21 protein-coding genes and 1 riboswitch are annotated in these 22,523 nt (G+C 64.4%); of the genes, 8 read left to right on the forward strand and 13 right to left on the reverse strand.

The genetic code is table 11. The features are described 5' to 3' along the window. Positions 1-92 precede the first annotated feature (92 nt). The 10 genes from HMPREF3162_RS02010 to ribD all read right to left on the reverse strand — a co-directional run bounded on the left by HMPREF3162_RS02010 (position 93) and on the right by ribD (position 9,216). Complete coding sequence (locus HMPREF3162_RS02010; RefSeq protein ID WP_070776775.1) at positions 93-995, reverse strand: prenyltransferase; 903 nt, start codon at positions 993-995, stop codon at positions 93-95. Continuing rightward, positions 989-1,363 carry a lycopene cyclase domain-containing protein gene (locus HMPREF3162_RS02015; protein ID WP_070776776.1) on the reverse strand — a complete coding sequence of 125 codons (375 nt, stop codon included), beginning with the start codon at positions 1,361-1,363 and terminating at the stop codon, positions 989-991. The genes HMPREF3162_RS02010 and HMPREF3162_RS02015 overlap by 7 nt, the downstream gene beginning before the upstream one ends. Continuing rightward, positions 1,360-1,797, reverse strand: coding sequence for a lycopene cyclase domain-containing protein (locus HMPREF3162_RS02020; RefSeq protein ID WP_070776777.1), 438 nt, complete (start codon positions 1,795-1,797; stop codon positions 1,360-1,362). Before HMPREF3162_RS02020 ends, HMPREF3162_RS02015 begins: the two co-directional genes overlap by 4 nt. Continuing rightward, a complete protein-coding gene (crtI, locus tag HMPREF3162_RS02025) occupies positions 1,794-3,380 on the reverse strand; it encodes a phytoene desaturase family protein (protein WP_070776778.1) in 1,587 nt (528 codons plus the stop codon). Before crtI ends, HMPREF3162_RS02020 begins: the two co-directional genes overlap by 4 nt. Then, entirely contained in the window at positions 3,380-4,291 is a 912-nt protein-coding gene (locus HMPREF3162_RS02030; protein WP_070575629.1) for a phytoene/squalene synthase family protein, read from the reverse strand. The genes crtI and HMPREF3162_RS02030 overlap by 1 nt, the downstream gene beginning before the upstream one ends. Next, the gene (locus HMPREF3162_RS02035; protein WP_083318871.1) at positions 4,292-5,527 is read right to left on the reverse strand and encodes an amidase; all 1,236 of its coding nucleotides are present in this window, start codon (positions 5,525-5,527) and stop codon (positions 4,292-4,294) included. It abuts the gene before it with no gap. Positions 5,528-5,686: 159 nt separating this feature from the next. Continuing rightward, positions 5,687-6,163: a 6,7-dimethyl-8-ribityllumazine synthase gene (gene ribH, locus HMPREF3162_RS02040; protein ID WP_070776779.1), complete on the reverse strand. Its 477-nt coding sequence runs from the start codon at positions 6,161-6,163 to the stop codon at positions 5,687-5,689. Continuing rightward, positions 6,163-7,461 (reverse strand): bifunctional 3,4-dihydroxy-2-butanone-4-phosphate synthase/GTP cyclohydrolase II, encoded by a 1,299-nt coding sequence (locus HMPREF3162_RS02045; RefSeq protein WP_070776780.1) that lies wholly within the window; start codon positions 7,459-7,461, stop codon positions 6,163-6,165. The genes ribH and HMPREF3162_RS02045 overlap by 1 nt, the downstream gene beginning before the upstream one ends. Then, positions 7,458-8,138 (reverse strand): riboflavin synthase, encoded by a 681-nt coding sequence (locus HMPREF3162_RS02050; RefSeq protein ID WP_070575621.1) that lies wholly within the window; start codon positions 8,136-8,138, stop codon positions 7,458-7,460. Before HMPREF3162_RS02050 ends, HMPREF3162_RS02045 begins: the two co-directional genes overlap by 4 nt. Next, positions 8,119-9,216 (reverse strand): bifunctional diaminohydroxyphosphoribosylaminopyrimidine deaminase/5-amino-6-(5-phosphoribosylamino)uracil reductase RibD, encoded by a 1,098-nt coding sequence (ribD, locus tag HMPREF3162_RS02055; RefSeq protein WP_070776798.1) that lies wholly within the window; start codon positions 9,214-9,216, stop codon positions 8,119-8,121. Before ribD ends, HMPREF3162_RS02050 begins: the two co-directional genes overlap by 20 nt. Before the next feature lie 96 nt (positions 9,217-9,312). Beyond that, a riboswitch (FMN riboswitch) is annotated at positions 9,313-9,456 on the reverse strand. 95 nt (positions 9,457-9,551) lie between these two features. On the opposite strand from ribD, the gene HMPREF3162_RS02060 reads away from it, so the two are divergent. Both HMPREF3162_RS02060 and HMPREF3162_RS02065 read left to right on the forward strand, forming a co-directional pair. Further along, positions 9,552-9,983, forward strand: coding sequence for a MarR family winged helix-turn-helix transcriptional regulator (locus tag HMPREF3162_RS02060; protein WP_070776781.1), 432 nt, complete (start codon positions 9,552-9,554; stop codon positions 9,981-9,983). 9 nt (positions 9,984-9,992) lie between these two features. Beyond that, positions 9,993-10,781, forward strand: coding sequence for a DUF3800 domain-containing protein (locus HMPREF3162_RS02065; protein WP_070776782.1), 789 nt, complete (start codon positions 9,993-9,995; stop codon positions 10,779-10,781). A 196-nt stretch (positions 10,782-10,977) separates the two neighbouring features. Here HMPREF3162_RS02065 and mgtE read toward each other — a convergent pair whose 3' ends face one another. Continuing rightward, a complete protein-coding gene (mgtE, locus tag HMPREF3162_RS02070; RefSeq protein ID WP_070776783.1) occupies positions 10,978-12,321 on the reverse strand; it encodes a magnesium transporter in 1,344 nt (447 codons plus the stop codon). A 105-nt stretch (positions 12,322-12,426) separates the two neighbouring features. On the opposite strand from mgtE, the gene HMPREF3162_RS02075 reads away from it, so the two are divergent. Continuing rightward, positions 12,427-14,523: a RecQ family ATP-dependent DNA helicase gene (locus HMPREF3162_RS02075; RefSeq protein WP_070776784.1), complete on the forward strand. Its 2,097-nt coding sequence runs from the start codon at positions 12,427-12,429 to the stop codon at positions 14,521-14,523. Positions 14,524-14,579: 56 nt separating this feature from the next. On the opposite strand, the gene HMPREF3162_RS02080 is transcribed toward HMPREF3162_RS02075, so the two are convergent. Next, positions 14,580-15,383 (reverse strand): DedA family protein, encoded by an 804-nt coding sequence (locus tag HMPREF3162_RS02080; protein ID WP_070776785.1) that lies wholly within the window; start codon positions 15,381-15,383, stop codon positions 14,580-14,582. A gap of 54 nt (positions 15,384-15,437) precedes the next feature. On the opposite strand from HMPREF3162_RS02080, the gene HMPREF3162_RS02085 reads away from it, so the two are divergent. Beyond that, complete coding sequence (locus HMPREF3162_RS02085; RefSeq protein ID WP_070776786.1) at positions 15,438-16,400, forward strand: alcohol dehydrogenase catalytic domain-containing protein; 963 nt, start codon at positions 15,438-15,440, stop codon at positions 16,398-16,400. A 103-nt stretch (positions 16,401-16,503) separates the two neighbouring features. Here the strand turns inward: HMPREF3162_RS02085 and HMPREF3162_RS02090 are convergent, their stop codons facing one another. Further along, a complete protein-coding gene (locus tag HMPREF3162_RS02090; protein ID WP_070776787.1) occupies positions 16,504-18,039 on the reverse strand; it encodes a carboxylesterase/lipase family protein in 1,536 nt (511 codons plus the stop codon). A gap of 272 nt (positions 18,040-18,311) precedes the next feature. Between HMPREF3162_RS02090 and dnaK the strand changes: the two genes are divergently transcribed. The 4 genes from dnaK to HMPREF3162_RS02110 all read left to right on the forward strand — a co-directional run bounded on the left by dnaK (position 18,312) and on the right by HMPREF3162_RS02110 (position 22,443). Beyond that, positions 18,312-20,162, forward strand: coding sequence for a molecular chaperone DnaK (gene dnaK, locus HMPREF3162_RS02095; RefSeq protein WP_070776788.1), 1,851 nt, complete (start codon positions 18,312-18,314; stop codon positions 20,160-20,162). After that, positions 20,162-20,833, forward strand: a complete 672-nt coding sequence (locus HMPREF3162_RS02100) for a nucleotide exchange factor GrpE (protein WP_070776789.1) — start codon at positions 20,162-20,164, stop codon at positions 20,831-20,833. The genes dnaK and HMPREF3162_RS02100 overlap by 1 nt, the downstream gene beginning before the upstream one ends. A gap of 138 nt (positions 20,834-20,971) precedes the next feature. Further along, positions 20,972-21,988, forward strand: coding sequence for a DnaJ C-terminal domain-containing protein (locus HMPREF3162_RS02105; protein WP_070776790.1), 1,017 nt, complete (start codon positions 20,972-20,974; stop codon positions 21,986-21,988). Beyond that, positions 21,988-22,443 carry a heat shock protein transcriptional repressor HspR gene (locus tag HMPREF3162_RS02110; protein WP_070575592.1) on the forward strand — a complete coding sequence of 152 codons (456 nt, stop codon included), beginning with the start codon at positions 21,988-21,990 and terminating at the stop codon, positions 22,441-22,443. The genes HMPREF3162_RS02105 and HMPREF3162_RS02110 overlap by 1 nt, the downstream gene beginning before the upstream one ends. Positions 22,444-22,523 lie beyond the last annotated feature (80 nt).

Here is a 22,523-nt window from a genome sequence, read left to right on the forward strand (position 1 = left end):
AGGGCCCGAAGCGCTCACCGGAACGCCGACCGACGTGCTCGGTGGAACCAACCGTCACGCAGCAGGGGACCGGCAGTGCGCCGCGCAAACCCTCAAAGCAGCGCGTCAGCCAGCAGAACCATGGTCAGGACAAAACCCGCCGCGTAGTTCAGCCACAAAAACACTTGCCAGCCGGTGCGCGTGCGTTCGGCGGATGCATCGTCAATGCTCAAAAAGCGCACCGTGTTGGCGGTATAGGCCAGCCCTACGACCGCCATGATGTCCAGCGGGAACGAAGTGAGGCCCATGAGCACGGCCGCCGCCGCGTACAACCCCACCGCCACAGCCACTGTTCCGCGCGCGCCGAGTGCCGTGGCGATCGACTTGAGGCCGGCTTCGCGGTCAGGGCCGATGTCCTGCACCGCGCCGAATGCCTGGCTGGCCATGCCCCACAGGAAGAACGCGATGAGCCCCAAGGCTCCCGCTGCACTCACACCGGAGCCCAAAACCCCAACGTCAGCACCCGCCGCATCACCGCCAGCATCCCCAGCCAACAGCGCCACGGCGAACCATGCCGGTGTGGAGAAGTGCAGTGAGCTGGTCACGGAGTCCAGTACGGGAATCTCTTTGAACCGCAGGCCCTTGGCTGAGTAGGCCACGACCGCAAACAGGCTGAAAAGCAGCGTCGCTTTTGCTGCCCACGGGGCACTCACCAGGAAATACAGTGCGAATGGCAGGCAGCTGATGACTGCGGCCAGCAGGGTCGGCCGGTGCAGGGCGGGATCGAGCACACTGCCTTCGACACCGCCCTTGCGGGGGTTGCGCATATCGGATTCGTAGTCGAAGACGTCGTTGATCCCGTACATGGCCAGGTTGTACGGCACTAAAAAGAACAGGCTCCCCAACCAGAAGTCGAGGCTCAGGCCGCCGCCCATCAGCAGATATGCCGCACCGAACGGGTACGCCGTGTTGACCCAGCTGAGTGGGCGGGATGACAGGATCAGGTGCTTCAGCACTGCCTGTCACCACCGTCGAGGCGGTCTGCACCACCACTGCCGAGGCGCCTGTCACCGCTGCTGCACTCTGCGGCTTGCACTGGACGGGGCTGGAGCAGATGGGTCCAGAGTGCTGGTAGGACGAGCACCGCAAAGACGGTGTAGGACAGGTCTTCGATCGGCATCAGCCCAATAGTGATGCCCGACGATGTTTCCGGCGAATAGTAGAACAGCCCAACGCCGATCATGATGTTGTCGAAGATGATCGTCAGAACGATGAGCACTGCGGCAGTCAGCAGCCACGGGCGTGTGGGAATGCGCTTGCGGGCACTCCAGGCAAGGAGGGCCGCGGGTATGAGGAAGCAGGCGTTGAGCAGCGTGTACGTCATGGCTGGCCAGCCTCACGGCCAGCTCGGTGCCCCGCTGCTTTCCGGGTTGCCCCACGTAGGGCACCTCGCCGGGTTGCCGACCCGGCACCTCGTCCGGCTCGCCATTCAGCGAGTGCGGCTGTCCCGGCAAACACGTTGATGGTCAGCCACACCAGGAAGAACAGGAACAGCAGCTCTTCAACCGGCAGGTGCGGGGCCACGTCAATGCCCGTCATATATGGCGAATCGCCGCGAAAGAACACGCCCAGCCCAATGCCGAGGACATCCCACAGCAGGAACACGCCCCACACCCCGAAGTGCACTGCGGCTGTCCGGGCCCACGTGCGGGCTGACTTGCTGCGCAGCGCGGCACCCCAGAACAGGCCGTGGCGGAAATCGAGAATCGCCATGCCCAGCAGTGAAAATCCAAGTGCTGCCGCATAGGCCCAGTTCATGTGCGTCCCAACAGGTTGACGGCGTTCTCAGCGCTGATGAGGCACATGGGCAGCCCCACGCCCGGTGCCGTATAGGCGCCCGCATGGACGAGGCCGCGTGCGCGAGCCTGCTGCGGGAAACGGAACATGGCTGACTGGGCCAGAACATTGGCCGGGCCGAGAGCCGATCCGCGCCGCGGGTCGATATCGCCGGGACCAAAAGCCCGGCGCACTCGCAGATGCGAGACCAAATCAATACCGATGCTCGCGCCCAAAGACTCGATGATCCGATCGGCGTACTTCTCAAGCTGCGGTGAACCGGCACGCAGCTGCGGGTCAGCCGGGGCAGGCACCAGCACAAACAGGTTCTCCGAGCCCGCCGGAGCCACTGCCGCATCGGTGCGCGACGGGGCGCAGACATAGGCCGAGGCAGGCTGGGGCGGGCGTTTGTCTTCCCCGAAGATCTGCGTGAAGTTGCTGTCCCAGTCTGCAGTGAAGAACAGGTTGTGGTGGTGCAGCTGTGGGAGCGTGCGGTCAATGCCGAGCAGCAGTGTGACCGCGCCTATGCCGTAGTCGCGCCGAGCCCACCACGATTGACTCCGCGTCCTCAGTCGTGTGGGCAGCAGGGCTTCGAACGCTTCGAGATCGCAGGCCGCAGCAACCGCGTCACTGTCGAAGTCGACAACAGCACCCTCGCCACCTCGGGAGCTGCCCCGCGCGCCCACTGAGCCATCCCGTGAACCGGCCTTCGCCTCGTCAGTCGGTGAACCTCCCCGGCGGGCGGTGACGCCGACAACCCGCCGCCCGTGCGTGCGCACAGCCGTCACGGTGCAGTCGGTGCGGATGTCCACGCCCAGGCGCACTGCCGCCTGGGCCATGGAGGTGATGATGGTGTGCATTCCGCCCATGGGGTAGCGGACACCGTCGACAACATCGAGGTTCGTCATCAGGTGGTACATGCTCGGCGCGGTTTTCGGCTCCGTGCCCAGAAACACCGCCGGATAGCCCAGAATCTTCTGCAGCACGGGGTCGGTGACCGTCTGCTCAATCCGCCGCTGCATGGACTGTCCGAAAAGCCGCGGCAGCTGGGGCAGCCGGGCGAGCACGTCAGGGTGGGCAAACCGGCTGCACTCGCGCGCGGTGAAGTTCGTGTAGAGGAAGTGCTCAAGCGCCAGGCGATACGTGTCCGAGGCCGATTCCAGGTACCGGCGCACCCGCTCGACCGCACCGGGCTCGCGTGCACTGACCAGGGAGAGGAAGGCTTCGGTTTCACGGGGAACATCAACTGCCGAGGCGTCGCCTCCGCCCCCGCCGCCGCTGTCGTCCAGAAGTCCCGCTGGCCACACCCGGAAGCCGGGATCGAGTTCGTGCAGCCGCAGCGGATTGTCCTGGCCGAGCAGGTGGAAGAAGCGGTCGAACACCTCGGGCATGAGGTACCAGGACGGCCCCGTGTCGAAGACAAAACCGGCTTCTGTGTGCATGCCGGCCCGTCCGCCGAGTTCGCTGCGGGCTTCCAGCAGAGTCACCTTCCAGCCCCGCGCGGCGGCCAATGCGGCTGTGCCCAGACCGGCAATGCCGCCGCCGATGACGGTGAGTGAGCGCATCAGCCCTCCGGGGTGTCCACGCAGGTGCGGCTGCGGGCAGTGGCGGCACGGGCTGCGAAAACAGCTTTGCGCGGTGCGGGAATCCGCAGTCGCGTCTGCTGGAGTTCGCTGGCCGGTGTGGCGGCTATTCGCTCAGCGAGCTCTTCGAAGATGCCCAGTGCTGTGCCGACAGCGGTGCGGACACGCCACGGCAGCAGCGGCATCGCCTGACGGGCGGCGGCGAAATCGGTCTGGACGATGTTCAGCTGGCGGGATTTCTCTTCTTCCGTGAACGTGCCCGTGCTGCCCAGCAGATAGGTCCTGCCGAGTTCAGACGTGTCGGCGCCGAGGTCGCGCAGAAAGTTCACGCGCTGGAATGCCGCCCCCAAACCGCGTGCGCCGTTTTCCAGGATTCTCTGCTCTTCTGCGGTCGGGTTTTCGTCTTCCATGAAGATTGCCAGGCACATCAGCCCGATTACTTCAGCCGAACCGTGAATATAGGACTCCAGCGAACCCGGCGAATGGTGTTCCGGTCGGATGTCGCGGTACATAGACGAAAAGAACGGGTTCCACAGTTTCGGCCCTATTCCCGTGCGCCGGGCGGTGTCTGCGAAAGCGTGCGCAATGAGGTCAGGGGAGAACCCCGTTCGGCACGCTTCGGCTATGCGCTGTCGGAAATCATCGAGGGCTTCCGCCTGCGCGGCAGGGCCTGCGGGGTAGGCGCCGTCGACGATCTCGTCGGCAATGCGCACCACCGCGTAGAGGCTGGCAATGCTGCGTTCCATGCGTCTGGGCAGGAGTGACGCGGCAAAGGAAAACGAGGTCGAATAGGAGCGGATGACCGCCCCGGCCGCACGGTAGGCAGTCCGGGTGTAGCGCTGGGTGGGCGGCAGCAGGTCGAGACTCCTGCCCCGGGAAAAGGGCAGAGTCATTCAGTCGGCGTCCGCCTGCAGTCGGCGTTCGAGCTCAGCGGCGACAGCCAACACAGTGGCGTCCTCGCCGGGCTTTCCTGCCAAGTGCAGGCAAGCGGGGGCTCCGTTGGGGTACCTGCGACCGGTGGGGATGGTGATGGCCGGCCAGCCGAGCACGTTGAACAGCTGGGAGTAGCGGACAAAGGCCGGGCGGGCGTCCGGTCCGATGCTTCCCCACGGGACCGTTCCGCCGTCCAGTGCGGGCGACACGATGATGTCCACGTGCTCAAATGCGGACAGGGCCCGCTCACGCAGAATGTCCACATCGGCCAGTGCCTTCTGGTACTGGGATTCAGACACATCCGCCGACTGCTGCACCCGGTCGAGAACACCGGGGGTGAAGGCGCCCGCCTGGTCCTCGGCCAGCGGGCCCAGAATCCGGTAGGACTCGTATTTGCGGACCGTGTCATACAGGGGACTCGACACATCGATGAACGGCCCGAGATCAACCTCTTCTGTCGAGTCGAGGTAGTCCGCGCCGTCCTCAATCCAGTGCGGCCTGTTCAGTTCGAAAGTGCCGACGGTGACCGATGACGGAGCACCGGCTGAGAAGTCCACGACAGCTGAGAACACTCGGGTCGCCTCTGCGACGGTGCGGGCAAAGAAGCCGAGAGTGTCAAACGATGGCGCCAGGGGGAACACGCCGTCTGTGCTGATTGCCCCGAGGGTGGGTTTGAAGCCGACAACCCCCTGGCAGCCGGCGGGAACGCGCACCGACCCGGCGGTGTCAGAGCCGACGGCGAAGGGAACCGCTCCGGCGGCCACAAGTGCGGCCGATCCCGAAGACGAACCCCCGCTGCACAGCTGAAGTCCGGCTGGGTTCATCACCGTGCCGAAAGCGGAGTGCTCGCCGAAGATGCCGTGGGAGAATTCCTGGCAGTTGGTCTTGGCAACAGGGATGGCGCCTGCCGCCATGAGCCGTTCGATGACATCGGCGGTGCCTGTCGTCGCATCGGGGTGGTCGGCCACCTTGACGCGCGAACCCATCGACGTGGGGCAGCCGGCAATGAACACGACGTCCTTGACGGCGAAAGCCTGGCCTTCGAGGGCGCGCGGCGGCAGTCCCGCTTCTGCTCGTTCGGTCGCTTCGAGTGCGCACTCGCGGGCGAGTTCCGGCAGCATTTCGGTGACGGCGTTGAACTTGCCTCCGGCATTTGTCACTTCGCGGAGGATGCGTTCAATCTCGGCAACGGTCACTTCTACTCCCTATCCGGTCGGGCCACTCCAGTCCTGCTAAGGATAGCGGCCCGGTCCGGCGGAATTTCGGCGTGTGGGAAGCGCGTCGCCCAGGCGCGTGCGGGGACGACGCACTTCGCAGACCCCTGCATCGGGCAGTTCGGCACTTAAGCTGAGAGATCAGCGCAGTCGGCGCAGGACATCGGCGGTTGCCAAAGCCGCGGTTGCCGCCTCGTACCCCTTGTCTTCTTTCGAGCCTTCCAGCCCGGCTCGGTCGAGGGCCTGCTCTTCCGTGTCGCACGTGAGCAGGCCGAAGCCCACGGGCGTACTGGAATCGAGTGCCACGCGCCCCAAACCGTCGGTGGCGGCAGTGCACACGTAGTCGAAGTGCGGGGTGCCGCCGCGAATGACAACCCCGAGAGCGACAACGCAGTCATACTGTTTCGCCGCCGCCTGGGCGGCGATAGGCAGCTCAAACGAGCCCGGCACCCAGTGCACGGGCGCATCGATGCCGGCTTCTGCTGCGGCGCGCTGGGCACCGGCCACAAGACCGCCCATCACCTGGTCATGCCAGCGCGAGGCGATGATCGCCATGCTCAGCGGGCCCGCCTGAACTGCCGTGCGGGGTGAGATTTCGGGTGCTCCGTGTCCTGCCATCAGAGTGTCCTTTCCAGAAGGTGCGACATCCTGTCGCGCTTGGTTGCCAGGTAGGCGATGTTCTCCGGCCGCGGGGCGACTTCGGCATCCACGCGGGTCACGTCAATGTCCATGTGCTGCAGCGCGGTGATTTTGGTCGGATTGTTGGTCATGAGCCGCACCGAGCGCAGCCCCATGTCGGCGAGAATCGCTGCGACGGCGTCGTACTTGCGCGCATCAGCGGCAAAGCCCAGGCGCGTGTTGGCGTCCACGGTGTCCACGCCGGTGTCCTGCAGGGAATAGGCGGCGATTTTGGCGGCCAGCCCAATGCCGCGGCCTTCGTGTCCGCGCACGTAGATCACGTGCCCGCCGACTGTCGCGATGGTGCGCAGCGCCTGGGCCAGCTGTTCGCCGCAGTCGCAGCGGTGTGAACCGAAGACATCGCCTGTAAGGCACTCTGAATGGATCCGCACGAGCGGTGTGGAATCGGCGTTCGGCGGGCCGCTGAGCACCAGGTGGTCAGTTCCGTCGAAGGTGTACGCGGTTGCCGTGAGTGTCCCGAAGTCGGTGGGCAGGGGAACCGTCTCTCCGCGTACGAGGCGCCGCCCGGCTGTGTTTCCGCCTGCGGCTGCCGACTGGGCTGCGGTGGGGCCTGTTGACTGGTTTTTGCCCGAGGTGGTGGGCACTGGGGTCATTGGGGCGTCCGGATTGGCCTTGCGGTAGGCAATGAGGTCGGCGATCGTGACCATTGCCAGGCCGTGTTCGCGAGCGAACTCGGCAAGTGCCGCAAAGCGCATCATGGAGCCGTCGTCGTGGACGATTTCGGCGATGACCGCCGCTGGGCTGCGGCCTGCCAGGCGGGCGAAGTCGAGGCCTGCTTCGGTGTGGCCGTCCCGGGCGAGCACACCGTCATCCTGTGCGATGAGCGGGAACAGGTGGCCGGGCCGGGTGAGGTCTTCCGTGCGGGTATCGGGGTCTGCCAGGAGGCGCGCGGTGAGGCTGCGATCAGCTGCACTGATGCCGGTTGTCACGCCTGCTTTGGCGTCAACGCTCACGGTGTAGGCGGTGCCCTTGGGGTCTTCGTTGTCAGCCGTCATGGGCGGCAGCGCCAGCCGCTGGGCGGTTTGGGCGGGAATGGGTGCGCACACAACACCCGATGAGTACCGGATGATGAAGCCCATCCATTCGGCCGTCACGGCGTCTGCGGCCATGATGAGGTCGCCTTCGTTTTCACGGTCTTCGTCGTCGACCACGACAATCGGACGGCCTGCCGCAATCTGCTGTATCGCGTCTTCAATAGAGGCCAAGGTGGTGGTCATGGCTGGTCCTTTCGGGGTGTGAGGGCTGTGAATTCGGCGCGGCGTTCGGCGTATTTCGCAAGAATGTCGACCTCGATGTTGATGGGATGACCGGGTTTGACCTGGCCGAAGACTGTGCGTTCAAGCGTTGCTTCGATCAGCCCGACTTCCACCCAGTGCTCATCAGCACTGGCGGGGCTGACCGCGGTCAGGGTGAGGCTGGTGCCGGACAGGCTGATGGAGCCCTTCTCCACGGTGTAGGGGGCAAGGTCTGCGGGAATGTTCACGCGCACTGTGCGCCACAGGCCGTTGTCTTCGACGGAAGCCACGTGCCCCACGCCGTCCACATGCCCTTGGACAATGTGTCCGTCAAAGCGACCACCCGCAGGCATGCACCGTTCGAGGTTCACCGGATCACCCGGATGCAGGGCCCCAAGAGCTGAGCGGCGCAGCGTTTCGCCCATGAGCAGGGCACGGAAGGTGCCTTCGGACTGGGGCCCGGCTGGCGCCTCGTCATCTTCTTCTGCCTGTGCGGCAACCAGGGGTGCCGAGGTGAGGCACACCCCGTTGACCGCGAGCGAACCGCCCGGCGGGAGGTCGGCCACGAGCGGCCCGGCTTCCAGGGTCAGATAGGCGCTGTCGTCAGCCTGTTCAAGTGAGACGACGGTTCCGACGTGCTCAATGATTCCGGTGAACATGGTGTCCTTTCTCATCCGGGACCAGGCGCAGCAGAACATCCGCGCCGAGAACCTGTGGGTTGGGGTGGGCCGTGAGGTGCGCTGCTCCGGCAGTATCGAGGGTGAAGCCGTGCGCTTCACGCAAGGTGGTGACATTCAGTCCGGCCGTGCTGGGTAAGCCCTCACCTAAAAGCACGGGCGCTTGGTAGATCAGGAGCTCGTCGGCCAGATCGCGGCCTATGAAGCTGCTCACCAGCCGGGGACCGCCTTCGACAAGCAGGTGCTCAACACCGGCGGCTGTCAGCTTGGTCAGCGCCTGGTCGATTGTTTCGGCGGTGACAGTCCGCGGGTTGTTCGCCAGGTGGCTCTCCGGTGGCAGTGGGCGGCGGCCGATGACCACCGGGATCGGCTGGGAAGTGACCGCGGGGGTGCCGGGGCGGGCACTCAGCCGGGGGTTGTCGGCAAGCGCGGTGCCTGTGCCCACCGCAATCGCATCGACGCGGGCGCGAATCCCGTGCGCGTGAGCGCGGGCTTGTTCCCCCGTAATCCACTGGCTTGTGCCATCGGCCGCGGCAGAACACCCGTCGAGGCTCTGGGCGATCTTGCACGTGATGAACGGCCTGTTTTCGTGCACTGCACGCAGCCAGCGCGCATTGAGCGCCTGGCTTTCAGCGGCCAGCACTCCGGTCGTCACAGCAATTCCAGCCGCACGCAGAACATCCGCCCCGCCGCGGGCTGCCGGGTTCGGATCGGCTGTGGCAATGACGGTGTGCGCGATCCCGGCGTCCATGATCCGTTGGGTGCACGGGCCGGTCCGGCCGGTGTGCGAACACGGCTCCAAGGTCACGACCATCGTCGCGCCGAGAGTGTCAATACCGTGGGCCCGGGCGAAGTCGAGAGCGGCAGCCTCAGCGTGCGCGGTTCCTGCCCCGGCGTGAAATCCCACGACCGGACCGGAGTGCAGCGGCAGCAGAACAGCGCCGACCAGGGGAGTGGCACCTCGCGAACCGTATGCGGCGTGATCGAGGGCAGCCCGCATGGCCTGCTCGTGAGTCAGGCCGGTGCTCTCAGGCAGAAGAAAAGCCGCCTGGACTTCCATAAGAACCTCCCGGTACAGCCGGGAGATGGGAGTCCACAGCGGCGCTGTGGGTTCGCAAAGACATGCCGGGTACACCGACAGTGCCTGCGCGAGCAGACCGTGTTCCTCCCATCCAGACTCTTACTGTCGGTCTCGGAATTGCACCGAGTCGGCCGGGTGTTCGCACGGCGTGTGCCGTGGAGCAGCCGGGTCGCGGACTGTCACCGCCGGTACGGAATTTCACCGTCCCCGGAACATCTGAAGCACATAGTAGCTCCTTGCTGTGACATGTGCGACACGGGGTCGGGTGCGCGCTTGCCTTTGCGGCGTGCATAGCCAGGTTATATAAATGAGGTATGGAAAATGAGCGCCTTGTCACTGACCTTGTTGCCGCGGCCGGGAGGTTCACCCGCGCTGTTCGCCGGGGCACTCACGGTGACGAAGGCTGGTCGGCCTGGCGTGCGCTGGCGGTCATCGACCAAAGCGAACGCACCACGGTCGGGCTGCTGGGGCAGCTGTACGGATGTTCGCAGCCAGCGGCCACGAAAATCGCGGCGCGCCTGACCGCGGACGGTTTCATTACACGCCGACCAGACCCCGATGATGCGCGCGCTTCCCTTCTGGAAATCACCGACAAGGGCCGACAGTGGCTCATCTCTGAGCGCACCGCGGCGGTGAAGAAAATGGGTTCGGCGGTCGATGACCTCACGGCCGATGACGTCGCTGCGCTGACCCGCTCGGTCGACTTGCTCAACAGCATGGCGGCAGCCCTCGTCGACGACGAATAGAGGACTGTGATGCCTGAGAAATACTTCGCCTACGTTGACGAGACTGGTGACCTTGGTGACTTGAGCGTGAGCCCCAAAGCAAGCCCGCACTTCGGGATGGCCGCTATTGTTTTTCCTGCCAGCGCAGCTGGCGATGTTCGCCAATTGATCACAGACCTTAAGGGCGAATTCAAAGTTCCCCACGACAAGCCGTTTTCGTGGAAGGAGTACGTGCGAGATCACGACCGGCGCCTCCATGTTGCCGACCATCTCAGCATGTTGGACAAGGTGCAGGCCATCTACGTCTACACCGATAAGGCCGCCGTGACTGAGGGTACTTACACCACGGAACGTGGCGCGCTTTATAACTATGTTGCCGGAAAAATGTTGAAGAACATTCTCTGGGCGGCCCGGAACTCCGGCGTCAAGAAGGGTGATTTGACGATCCGCTTTTCACACGTCAAAGGCTTTGACCACGATGCCGTCAGTCGGCCCTACCTTGAAACGACTTTGCCGACTCAGAAAAGCCTCCCGATGGAGCTGCTTGACTCCCTCCAGTGGGTGGCTGCAACGAAGTACCGCGAGTCCGATGTCGCCGATCTCTTTGCAGGCTGCTTGAATGAGGCTCTGCGCCCTGGGCGGTACGGGCACGTGGAAGGACGCTACCTCCGCACGGTCTGGCCGCGTGTACGCGGCACGGAAAACTGCACAAACGCCAGCAACTACTGTGCCGTTCCCCTCGGACTTATGGCAATGCCGAATTACAAGGTGATCTCACCCGAGTGGTTCCCTTGTCCCGATTGCCCCAAGATTAAGTGAGGAGCGGGTTAGCACTCCCCGGAGTCGATCCACTTAAGGAGTGCGGCGTTGTGCGCCGCCGAGCATCCGGGCGAGTGCTAACCCGCTCCTCCAGATAAACACCTCTAATATCGTGGTGTTTTCTACCCATAGGATACAGGGCCCCTTGTGCACGTATCAATAGCGCACGAGCTGTGGGCTCGCCGGTTCAACCGCTTCAGCTGAGCAGAATTGCCGTGGCGATCGAAAAGTAGATGATGAGGCCCGTTGCGTCGGCAAACGTGGAGATGAACGGGTTGGAGAACACCGCCGGGTCGGCACCGACCTTCTTGGCGACAAGCGGCATGACCCCGCCGATTGTTGCGGCCATTGTGCAGATCGACAGAAGCGTAAGACCTATGACGGTGCCGATCCCCACATCGAAGGCCAGAGATGCTGCGAGGAAGCCCAGAACACCCAAGGTAAGCCCCAGAGTGAAGCCCACGCGGGCTTCGCGCCAGATGATCTTGGGCATGTCGCGCACACGAACTTCGCCCATTGCCAGGGCGCGGGTAACTGTAGTGGCCGCCTGGTTGCCGGTGTTTCCGCCGGTGCCGGTCAGCAGCGGAATGAACAGCGCCAGTGCTGTCAGCTGTGCCAGCCGGTCTTCGAACACATTGAGCACCTGCACTGTCAGGACAGCTGACACCGCAAGCATCGTCAGCCACACAACGCGGGAGCGGAAGATGCTGAAGATCGACGCCGACAGATAGGACTGCGCCAGGGGCTCTGAACCACCCGAGCGGGCGGTGTCTTCGGTGTCTTCTTCTTCGACGATGTCGATGACGTCGTCAATCGTCAGGATTCCCACCAGGCGCTGTTCGCGGTCGACAATCGGCATTGCAATGAGCTTGTCGCTTAAGAAGCGGCGCGCGGTCTCTTCGCGGTCGTCGATTGCGCTGGCGCTCACCGGCTGGTTGGCAATGTCGCGGATGACAACCGAATCGTCTTCGCTCAGCAGTCGGCGAAGGCCGATGACTCCCGTGAGTTTGCGGCTGGAATCGACAACCGGCAGCAGGTAGATGGTTTCGGGGTCGTCAATCCTGCGGCGGACGTAGGCCATGGCTTCGCCCACCGTGAAGTCCTGATTGATGCCGATGACCTCCGGCGACATGTAGCGGCCGATCGCTTCGGGCGGGTAGCCCAGGACCGAGGCGGTCATGTGGCGTTCGGAAGGGCTCAGGCCGGCCATGAGCCGGTCGGCAACTGCGGCCGGCAGTTCGTCGAACACGAGCGCGCGGTCGTCCGGGTCGAGCTCTTCGATGAGTTCCGCGACGTCGGTTGAGCGCAGTCCGCTGATCAGATCAGCCTGGTATGCCGGTGGAAGGTCTTCGAAGATGCCCAGGGCAGTGTCTTTGTCCAGCACCCGGTAGAGCACGGCGGCCTGTTTGGCCGGCATTGATTCGATGAGGTACTGGAGGTCGTCGGGGCTGACATTGCGCGCCGCGTGGGCGAGTTCGGCCAGTTCAGCTTCGCCCTTGGGGCGTGATCGCAGCGCTTCTTCTATAAGTTCGACGGACACTGCCCCTCCTTGCGCTGCATGCGGGGAAGGCAGTGCGGCAGGCGGCGCGGTGCTGAAGGTGATTGGTCAGGCCGCCGTGTCGGTGCTCCCCCATAGACTTCGAATATGTCACGCGAAAACACTCTGCATGCTTCCGCCCAGTCGATCTTAGCCCAACTGACGGGGCGGCCAGACGCGGTTTTTCGCGACGGACAGCTGCAGGCGATCGACACTCTGGTCCGTGATCGGCGCCGGGCTCTTGTCGTCCAGCGCACCGGGTGGGGCAAGTCCGCCGTGTACTTTGTGTCCGCCCGACTGATCCGGCAAGCCGGGGGAGGACCGACGCTCGTCATTTCGCCTCTGCTGGCGCTCATGCGCGATCAGGTTGAGGCGGCCCACCGGGCGGGTGTCAGTGCTGTCACCATCAACTCGTCCAATGTCACCGAATGGGATGACGCCGTCGATGCGCTGCGCCAGGATCGCGTTGATGTTCTGTTTATATCTCCCGAACGGCTGACGAACCCGCGCTTTCGGGATCACGTGCTCGGCGAGGTTCTTAAGCGGGTCGGCATGATCGTCGTCGATGAGGCCCACTGCATTTCAGACTGGGGTCACGACTTCCGGCCGGACTACCGACGGATCGGCGCGCTTGTGCGCTCGCTTCCGGACTCCGTGCCCGTCTTGGCAACAACCGCCACCGCAAACGAAAGGGTGGTTGCCGATGTCGCAGCTCAGCTGGGCGAGGACACGGTGGTTGTCCGCGGTCCGCTCACACGCGATTCGCTGCGCCTGGGCGCTGCCGGTGTGTGGTCGGCTGAGGACCGCATCGCGTGGCTGTGTCAGCACATGGGCGACTTTCCCGGCAGCGGCATCGTCTACACGCTCACGGTGTCAGCGGCCGAAGACCTCGCCCGGGCGCTGAAGCAGGCCGGCTGGAATGTCGAGGCCTACACCGGCGGCACGGATGCCGAAGAGCGCACCCGGCTGGAAGACGCTTTGAAGAACAGCGAACTCAAAGCACTCGTTGCCACCAGCGCACTCGGCATGGGCTTTGACAAGCCGGACCTGGGGTTCGTTGTGCACTTCGGTGCTCCCGCATCGCCCGTGGCCTACTACCAGCAGGTCGGCCGTGCAGGCCGCGCAGTTGAGCACGCAGATGTCCTCCTGCTGCCCGGCCGTGAAGACCGCGCAATCTGGGACTATTTCGCAACCGCATCCATGCCGGACCCTGAAGCAGCCGAGCGCGTCCTGCAGGTTCTTGCCTCAGACGATGGTCCCATGTCCGTGCCCGCTTTGGAGCCGCTTGTCGACATCAAGCGCTCGGCACTGGAACTGCTGCTGAAGACACTGCAGGCCGACGGCGCTGTTGAGCGGGTGCAGGGCGGCTATGTGTCCACCGGGGTCGGCTGGACATACGATGCTGAGCGCTACGCCGGTGTTGCCGCGGCCCGCGAACGCGAAGCGCGGGCAATGGAACAGTACTTGGCTACGGGCGACTGCCGCATGGTGTTCCTCGCCCGCCAGCTGGACGACACCACGGCCGAGCCGTGCGGACGCTGTGACAACTGTGCGGGCACGTGGTGGTCAGAGAACATCGATCAGGGTCTGCGCGACAGCGCGCAGTCGCTCCTGTCCGCTGTCGGTCTGCCGGTCGCGCCGCGCGCCCAGTGGCCCACCGGAATGCCAAAGGCGGGCATTGACATCAAGGGCAAGATCCCAGAAGGCGAAAGAGCCGAAACCGGCCGGGTCATTGCCCGGCTGACCGACCTCGGGGCGGGGCAGACGCTGCGGCAGTTCCTGGCTCCGGCAGCTGACGATGAGCAGATTCCAAAGCCCATTGGCGATCTTGCGGTTTCGGTGCTGGCCGACTGGGACTGGGCAGTGCGTCCCGACTGTGTTGTCGGCATTCCCAGCACACACCGCCCGAACTCGGCTCAGTCGCTTGCCCAAGGGCTCGCAGCAGTGGGCCGCATGGAGTACTTGGGTCAACTGGAGCTTCTTCACGATCCCGGCAGCCCAGATGTCAACAGCGCCTACCGGGTCAAGAACCTGTGGGATGCGCTCAGGGCCAGTCCACAGCTGGAGGATGCAGTGGCAGGGCGAACCGTTCTGCTGACGGACCTTGAAATCGCTTCGCGCTGGACCATGACCATTGCAGCGCGCCTTCTGCGGCAGGCCGGGGCGGCCGCGGTTCTGCCGTTTGCGCTCGCCCAGCGAGGGTGAGCCCGCCCAGCCGGGGCGCGAACCGAGCGCGAGAGGACGCGCTCGGCGCGTGTAGATCAGGACTCTGAGTTCTTTTTGCGGGCCGCTCGATCGCGCTCTTTTTTCGACGTCCAGATGACGGTGCCGATGATCAGCGCAAATGTGATCCAGATGGCGTATTTGTCAATGAGTTTGAGCAGGTCAACCGCCGGTTGGCCTATGAACCAGCCCAAACAGGCACTGATCGTGGACACCAGCAGGGCACACGCGATGTTGGCGCTGATGAACGTGCGGAACCGCATTCCAGACCATCCGGCCACCAGCCACACCAGGGAACCGGGCACACCGGGGAAGCGGCCGAACACCACGAGGGTCACCAGCAGCCACTGCGGCAGATTGCGGATTCTGGTTGCCTTCCGGTAGGCCGAAGGGGTGTTGGCCACCATGCGCACCACGTTTTCACCCCAGTGGCGGCCTGCCAGCCACCACAGCCAGTCGAACTTCACCGCACCGATGAAACCGGCCAGAATCGCCAAGGACAGCGGGTAGCCTTCAACATTCGCGAACGCACCGGCTCCGGCAATGACGGTTTTTGCGCCCGTGATGACAGACAACAGCACCGGCATTTTGGCAATGAGAAAGGGCCGGAAGGGAAAGAGCACAAGGAAGAACAGCGGCAGGCCGATGATGAAGCCCAACAGCACCTTGTCGGCTTTGGTGGGGGTGCGCTCGCCCCACGGCCAGGGGATCTGATTTGGGTTCTCTGCGCCGTCGTCCGAAGCGCCGTCGGCACGAGTGCTGTCGGCGTTTTCTGAGCTGTCGCCGGAAACGTCACCGGAGACATCGCCGTGCTTGTCGTCCGCTCTTTCTTCGTGTCCCATTCCAGTAGTCTAAAGAACGACCGCTGCCGGCAACGACGCGCGACAGGAGCTCTCATGCGAATCTTCGGCTTCACCGAATACGGCGGCCCGCAGGTGGCCGGTTTTCTCGATGTTCCAGCACCGCAGGCTGAGGGCGATGGCGTCCTCATCGACGTTGAAGCGACCACCGTCAATCCCGGTGATATCAAAGTTCGCTCCGGGCAGCGGCAGAAGTCTTTTCCGGTGCGCTTCCCCATGGCCATGGGCCGGGAAGCCGCGGGGACCATCCGAGCGCTGGGTCCGAACGCACCTGCTGGCCTGGAGGTCGGTCAGCGGGTGTTCGGTTCGGCAGCACCGGGCATCGGCACTTTCGCAGAGCAGACGGTGCTGACCGGCGCCTCGGCCACCCCGGTGCCTGAAGAGCTGAGCGCCGGAAGGGCGGCGAGCATTCCGGTTGCCTTCGGAACCGCGCACGATGCCCTCAATCAGCTCCGCCTGCGACCGGGACAGCCGCTGTTGGTTCTCGGTGCGGGCGGAGGTGTGGGTTCGTCGGCGCTGTCCCTTGCCAAAGCCGCCGGGCTCACAGTGTGGGGAGTGGGTTCGGCAGGGAAGCACGATGTCATCACGCGCCTGGGCGCTCAGCACGTTGAATCCGGTCCCGGGTGGGCTGACCGGGTGCGACAGCTGGGAACTCCCGCGGCTGTTCTCGATCTGGTGGGCGGTGAGGTGCTGCGCGAGGGTGCCCAGCTTCTAGCTGACGAGGCGCCCGGCGGCTGCGCTGGTGACGCTGCGGGCGAGGCTGCGGGCCAGCGGGTGCGGATCGTGTCGGCGGCTGATCCCGCTTTGGCGAAAGAACTTGGGGGATCCGGTATTGTTCGGCACCGCAGACGTGAAGTCTTCGCCCGTATAGCCCAGTTGCTGGCCGCATCTGCGGCACCCACCTGGGTGTCGGCTCGCTACCGCTTTGCCGATGCCGCGCAGGCGGTTGCAGACGTCGAGGACGGCCACGCGGCCGGGAAGATCATCATCCGTATCTGACCGGCCAGTTGACGAAGCTGAGAGCCGACGCCAGCACAGGTGACCGCAAGCGCGAGCCAGCGCAGCCAGCGGAAGCCCGGCGGCGCCTCGTCAGATGAGGCTGTCAGATCAGCCCGTGGGGTGCTGCGGGCTGGCGAACAAAGCACCTCCAGCGCTCCAGCAGCGGGTGCGGGCCGACCCGCTCTTCGTCAGTGTGGGCATCGAAAACCCAGGTGGCTCCGTCGTGGCTGAACTCCGGCCAGTCGGCCCGGCCCGTGCGGGCAAAGCGCAGCCAGGCATCCCGCATGCGGCGGCCGGTGCGGCGTTCGCGCTCCGTGGGGCCCTGTGGGAAGGTCAGCGCACCCATCCCGTCGGTGTAGTTCTCAAACAGCAGCGGAAGGTCGACCGAGTGGGCGGACTGGATTCCGCCGCGGGGGTCAGCCTCCAGCAGATAGGCCCAAGCGCCAGGTATCGCCTGCGCTATATCGAGAGCCGGGACCGTGAACATGAAGTCGGTGTTAACGCGCTCGTAGACAACCGGCGGGCGGGCGGTGCCCTCTGGTGCAGTGACCAGTCGGCCGTACTGGGCTGCCTCCGGCTGGGTGCGTGGGCCGATGGTCGCCAGGGTGCGCTGTGCGACAGCGTCATTGGGCTGGCTGCGCGCCAAGGCTATGAACAAGTTGAACTCTTCTGCGTTGCTGCCCACAAGCACTGGATTGTCCGGCGGTGTGCTGCGCAGCGCCTTCCACGGTCCGCGCGGCAGAACCGTGCCGTCGACCACCGGAGTCAGGGGCGGTTCAAAGGCCGAAGCGGCACCCCACGAACTCAGGCTGCGCTTGGCTGTGGCGGTGAGTTCTTCCAACACTGCGCGGCGTTCGGTGCGGCTGAGTGAACCGAAGAACTCCGGTGTTGCCTGCGCTTCTGGGCGGATCTGGCGTGCAGCCTCGACAGCTGCTTCCGTGACCTGGGCGGCGAGCTCGGCTTCGAGAACCATGGACGGTGGGGACTGCAGAATGGCGCGCTGGAACAGTCCCTGTGCACCGGGCATGGTCAGCAGGCAGTGAATGGCACCGGCTCCGGCGGATTCGCCGAAGACCGTCACCCGCTGCGGATCGCCGCCGAAAGCGGCAATGTTGTCGCGCACCCAGGTCAGTGCGGCAATCTGGTCGAGCAGACCGCGGTTGGCCGGAGCGCCGTCCAACTGCAGGAAGCCCTCGAGGCCCAGCCGGTAGTTGATGGAAACGAAAACGCAGCGCTCGCGGGCGAAAACGGTGCCGTTGTACTCCGGCTCAGCCGAACTGCCCAGAACATAGGCTCCGCCGTGAATCCACACCATGACGGGCAGGGCCTGGCCCTGCGTGCGCTCAGCTGGGGTCCACACGTTGAGGCTCAGCCAGTCATCGCCTTCGCGGTGTTCGTCCAGGCCAATCTCGCCGGCGGGCATGAACTGCGGGCAGGGCGGGCCGAATGCGCTCGCGTCGAACTGCCCGCCGGGCAGGGTCTCCAATGCCCGAGGTGCCTGGAAGGCTGCCGCTTCGGTCATCGGCTGGGCGTACGGGATTCCCAGATAGGACTCGACTTCGCCGTCGCTGAGCCCGCGGACGGTTCCGCAGGGGGCGGTGATTGTCGGCTGGCTGGTTTCGGCTGGTGTGAAAGTCATGGGCTCCGGTGTGTGTCAGTGGGCTGAGGAATCTGCGGTCTGAGAGACCTCTGGTCTGCCCACCACGATAGCGGCCCAGGTGCAGTTGGGGGTGCTGCGAAAAAATTTTCTGCTGCCGGGGAATAAGGTCGCGCCATTCAGGGTTGAGCCTAGTGAACGCAAGTTTGATGATGGGCCTCGACTTAATGAGTTTGACGGTCCAGGCATCCAGTAGCAGACTTGAGTCAGATGCACTCACAGTGCGAAGACTCTTTTGAAAGGAGACACGAACAATGGCTCGTGCAGTAGGTATTGACCTCGGAACCACCAACTCGGTCGTCGCAGTCCTCGAAGGCGGCGAACCGAAGGTCATCGCAAACGCTGAGGGCGGCCGCACCACCCCGTCGGTTGTCGCAGTGAACAAGAACGGCGATTCGCTGGTCGGTGAAATCGCCAAGCGCCAGGCTGTCACCAACGTCGAAAACACCGTGTCCTCGGTGAAGCGCCACATGGGCACCGACTGGACCACCAAGCTCGGCGGCAAGGACCTTACGGCGCCGGAAATCTCAGCCCGCATTCTGCAGAAGCTCAAGCACGACGCTGAAGAGTACCTGCAGGACACCGTGACCGACGCCGTCATCACCGTCCCCGCATACTTCAACGACGCCCAGCGTCAGGCAACCAAGGACGCCGGCCAGATTGCCGGTATGAACGTCCTGCGCATCATCAACGAACCCACCGCAGCGGCTCTGGCCTACGGTCTGGAACGCGGCAAGGAAGACGAACTCATCCTCGTGTTCGACCTCGGCGGCGGAACCTTCGACGTTTCGCTCCTGGAAGTCGGCAAGGACGAAGACGACTTCTCGACCATTCAGGTGCGCGCCACCTCGGGTGACAACGAACTCGGCGGTGACGACTGGGACCAGCGCCTGGTCGACTACCTGGTCGGACAGGTCAAGAACGGCTACGGTGTGGACCTCACCAAGGACCCCACCGCCATGCAGCGCCTGAAGGAAGCTGCTGAGCAGGCCAAGAAGGAACTGTCCAGCGCAAGCAGCACCAATATTTCGCTGCAGTACCTGTCGATGAGCGAATCCGGCCCCATCCACCTGGATGAGAGCATCAGCCGCGCCAAGTTCGAAGAGCTCACCGAGGACCTCCTGGCCCGCACCAAGAAGCCCTTCGAACAGGTCATCGCTGACGCTGGCGTGAGCCTGTCCGACATCGACCACGTGGTCCTCGTCGGCGGTTCCACCCGTATGCCCGCAGTGACCGAAACCGTCAAGAAGCTCACCAACGGCAAGGAGCCCAACAAGGGCGTCAACCCAGATGAAGTCGTCGCAGTCGGCGCTGCCGTCCAGGCCGGTGTGCTGCGCGGTGACCGCAAGGACGTTCTGCTCATTGACGTCACCCCGCTGTCGCTGGGTCTGGAGACCAAGGGCGGCGTGATGACCAAGCTGATCGAGCGCAACTCGCCGATCCCCACCAAGAAGTCCGAAACCTTCACAACGGCCGAAGACAACCAGCCGTCCGTGTCGATTCAGGTCTTCCAGGGTGAGCGCGAGTTCACGCGCGACAACAAGCCGCTGGGCACCTTCGAGCTGACCGGCATTGCACCCGCCCCGCGCGGTGTGCCGCAGATTGAGGTGTCCTTCGACATCGACGCCAACGGCATTGTGCACGTGTCGGCAACCGACAAGGGCACCGGCCAGGAGCAGTCGATGACGATCACCGGCGGTTCGGCCATTCCGCAGGAAGACATCGACCGCATGGTGCGCGAAGCAGAAGAGCACGCTGACGAAGACAAGAAGCGCCGCGAAGCTGCCGACACGCGCAACAACGCCGAAACGGTGGCCTACCAGACGGACAAGCTCATCAAGGACAACGACGACAAGCTGCCCGAAGACGTCAAGAATGAGGTCCAGGCAGATGTCGACGCTCTGAAGGAAGCCCTCAAGGGTGACGATGACGACGCCGTCAAGCAGGCCTACGACAAGCTCCAGCAGTCGCAGACCAAGCTGGGCGAGGCCATCTACTCGGCAGCCCAGGCTGAAGCCGGTGCAGAAGGCGCACAGGCCGACGCAGGTTCTGCTGACGACGATGTCGTTGACGCCGAAGTCGTTGACGAAGACGAGGAGAAGTAATGACCGCCGAGAACCCAGACGGCCGCGACACCGACGACCAGGGCTTCTCGTTCAAGGACAACCGTCGGATTGATCCCGAAACCGGTCAGGCCCGCCCCGCGGGTCAGGCCGACGGCGGGGCCGATACCCCGCAGTCTGAACAGCAGCCGGAGGGCCAGCCGGACGCGGAGCAGCCGGCGGCTGACGCTTCGGATCTCGGTGTCGAGATTCCCGACGACGCTTCGGGCATCGAAGACGCCGAACCGCAGCCGGAATCGGACGAAGCCAAGCGCTACCTTGACGATCTGCAGCGGCTCAACGCCGAATACGCGGCCTACCGTCGCCGTTCGGAACGCGATCAGCAGGCTGCTCGCACAGCCGGTCTGCAGGACGCGGTCGAAGCGCTCATGCCCGTGCTTGACGAAGTGAAGCTGGCCCGCGAAGCCGGTGATGTCACCGGTCCCTATGAAAAGCACGTCGACAGGCTCCTTGAAGCCCTCGGCAAGCTTGAAGTCGTGCAGTACGGCGAAGCCGGTGAGATCTTCGACCCGAACATCCACGACGCTCTCATGCAGCAGCCCTCGGCTGATGTAGAAGAGCCCACGGTGTTCATGGTCATGCAGCCGGGCTACAAGATCGGCGATCGCGTCATTCGGGCAGCTCGGGTGGGGGTTCACCTCCCTGAAGCCTGACACACTCACCAAATGCCGAGGCGGAGCTTCCGACCACCTGGCGGGGCACCTGGGTGCCGTGCTGGGGGAGCGGGGCTCCGCCTCGGCGGCTAGAAGAACACAACAACAGATCAGTTCGGCATTGAAAGGAGGGGCCGGATGAACTCGGGACCGCAGAATGAGTGGTTCGAGAAGGACTACTACAAAACGCTCGGAGTCTCCAAGGACGCCTCCGATGCTGAAATCAAAAAGGCCTACCGCAAACTGGCCCGCAAGTACCACCCGGATGCCAATCCCGGCAACGCGGAAGCAGAAGAGAAGTTCAAGGAGATCTCGGCTGCGAACTCGGTGATCGGCGATCCTGAAACTCGCAAACAGTACGACCAGGTGCGCGCCATGGGCGGCGGCGCCAGGTTCCAGGCGGGCGCCGGCGGCGCCGGTGCTGGCGGCTTTGAGGACATCTTCTCGGGCCTGTTCAACACCGGCGGCACCGGAGCTCGGACTCGTGTCGGCGGGTACCCCGGCGGAGGGCCGGACTTGTCCGACCTGTTCGGCGGCGGCTTCGGCGGCGGTGGTGGTTTCGGCGGTGCTGGCGGCTTCGGCGGCTACCAGCAGGGTCCGCAGAAGGGCGGGGACATCCGCTCGAAAGCACGCCTGAGCTTTACCGAGGCGATTGAAGGCGCCACTGTGAAGCTCAACATGCCCGGCGGAAAGCCGCTGACCGTCCGCACTCCCGCGGGCGTGAAAGATGGGCAGGAAGTCCGCGTGCGCGGTAAGGGCAAGCCCAGCCCCAACGGGGGCCAGCCCGGTGACGTGATTCTCACGGTCGAAGTCGCACCGCACAGTGTTTTCACACGCGATGGCAACAACCTGCGTATGACGCTGCCGGTCACGTTCCCGGAAGCGGCACTTGGAACACAGGTTTCCGTGCCGACTCTGGGCGGGCAGCCGGTCACCATGAAGATTCCAGCCGGAACGCCGTCTGGGCGCACACTGCGCCTGCGCGGCCGCGGCATCGATGCGAAGTCCGGCAAGGGCGACCTGCTGGTGACCGTCGAAGTGACGGTCCCGCGCAATCTCAGTGCCGAAGCGAAAAAGGCGGTTGAAGACTTTGCTGCCGCCACCGCTGGGGAAGATCCTCGTGAAGGCCTGCAGCGGAGGGCGGGTGAAGCCTGATGATTCCCGCAGACCGTCCTGTCTACATGATTTCTGTGGCGGCCGAATTGGCGGGCATGCACCCGCAGACGCTGCGGCAGTATGACCGACTGGGGCTGGTGACGCCTCAGCGGTCAGCTGGGCGCGGTCGACGCTACTCGGCTGACGACATCGAAAAGCTGCAGCTGGTGCAGCGACTGAGTCAGGATGACGGCATCAACCTCGAAGGCATTAAGCGGATTCTGCGGATGCGCGAAGAAATCGAGGCCATGCGCCGCGAACAGGAAGCTATGCGTGCCGAAATGGAGGCTATGCGCCGTCGTTTGGAAACTGCCGGCAGAATCTTTGCCGCAGCTTCGTCTGGCGATGTTGTGTCTCTGTTTGAGGACGGTCAGGGTGTTGGCCGCCGGGCACGCCCGGCCAGGCGCATTGCCGGTGTGCTCATGCCGGGAGCATCCGCTCGCCGCACACGCTAGTGCTGTGTTCCTCCGGCACGCCAGCGCTGAGAACGGCCGGGTTTGGAAACAGTGAAGGGGCGGCCCGTGTGGGCCGCCCC

It is taken from the genome of Brevibacterium sp. HMSC07C04 (genome assembly GCF_001815905.1).
Taxonomy (GTDB): Bacteria; Actinomycetota; Actinomycetes; order Actinomycetales; family Brevibacteriaceae; genus Brevibacterium.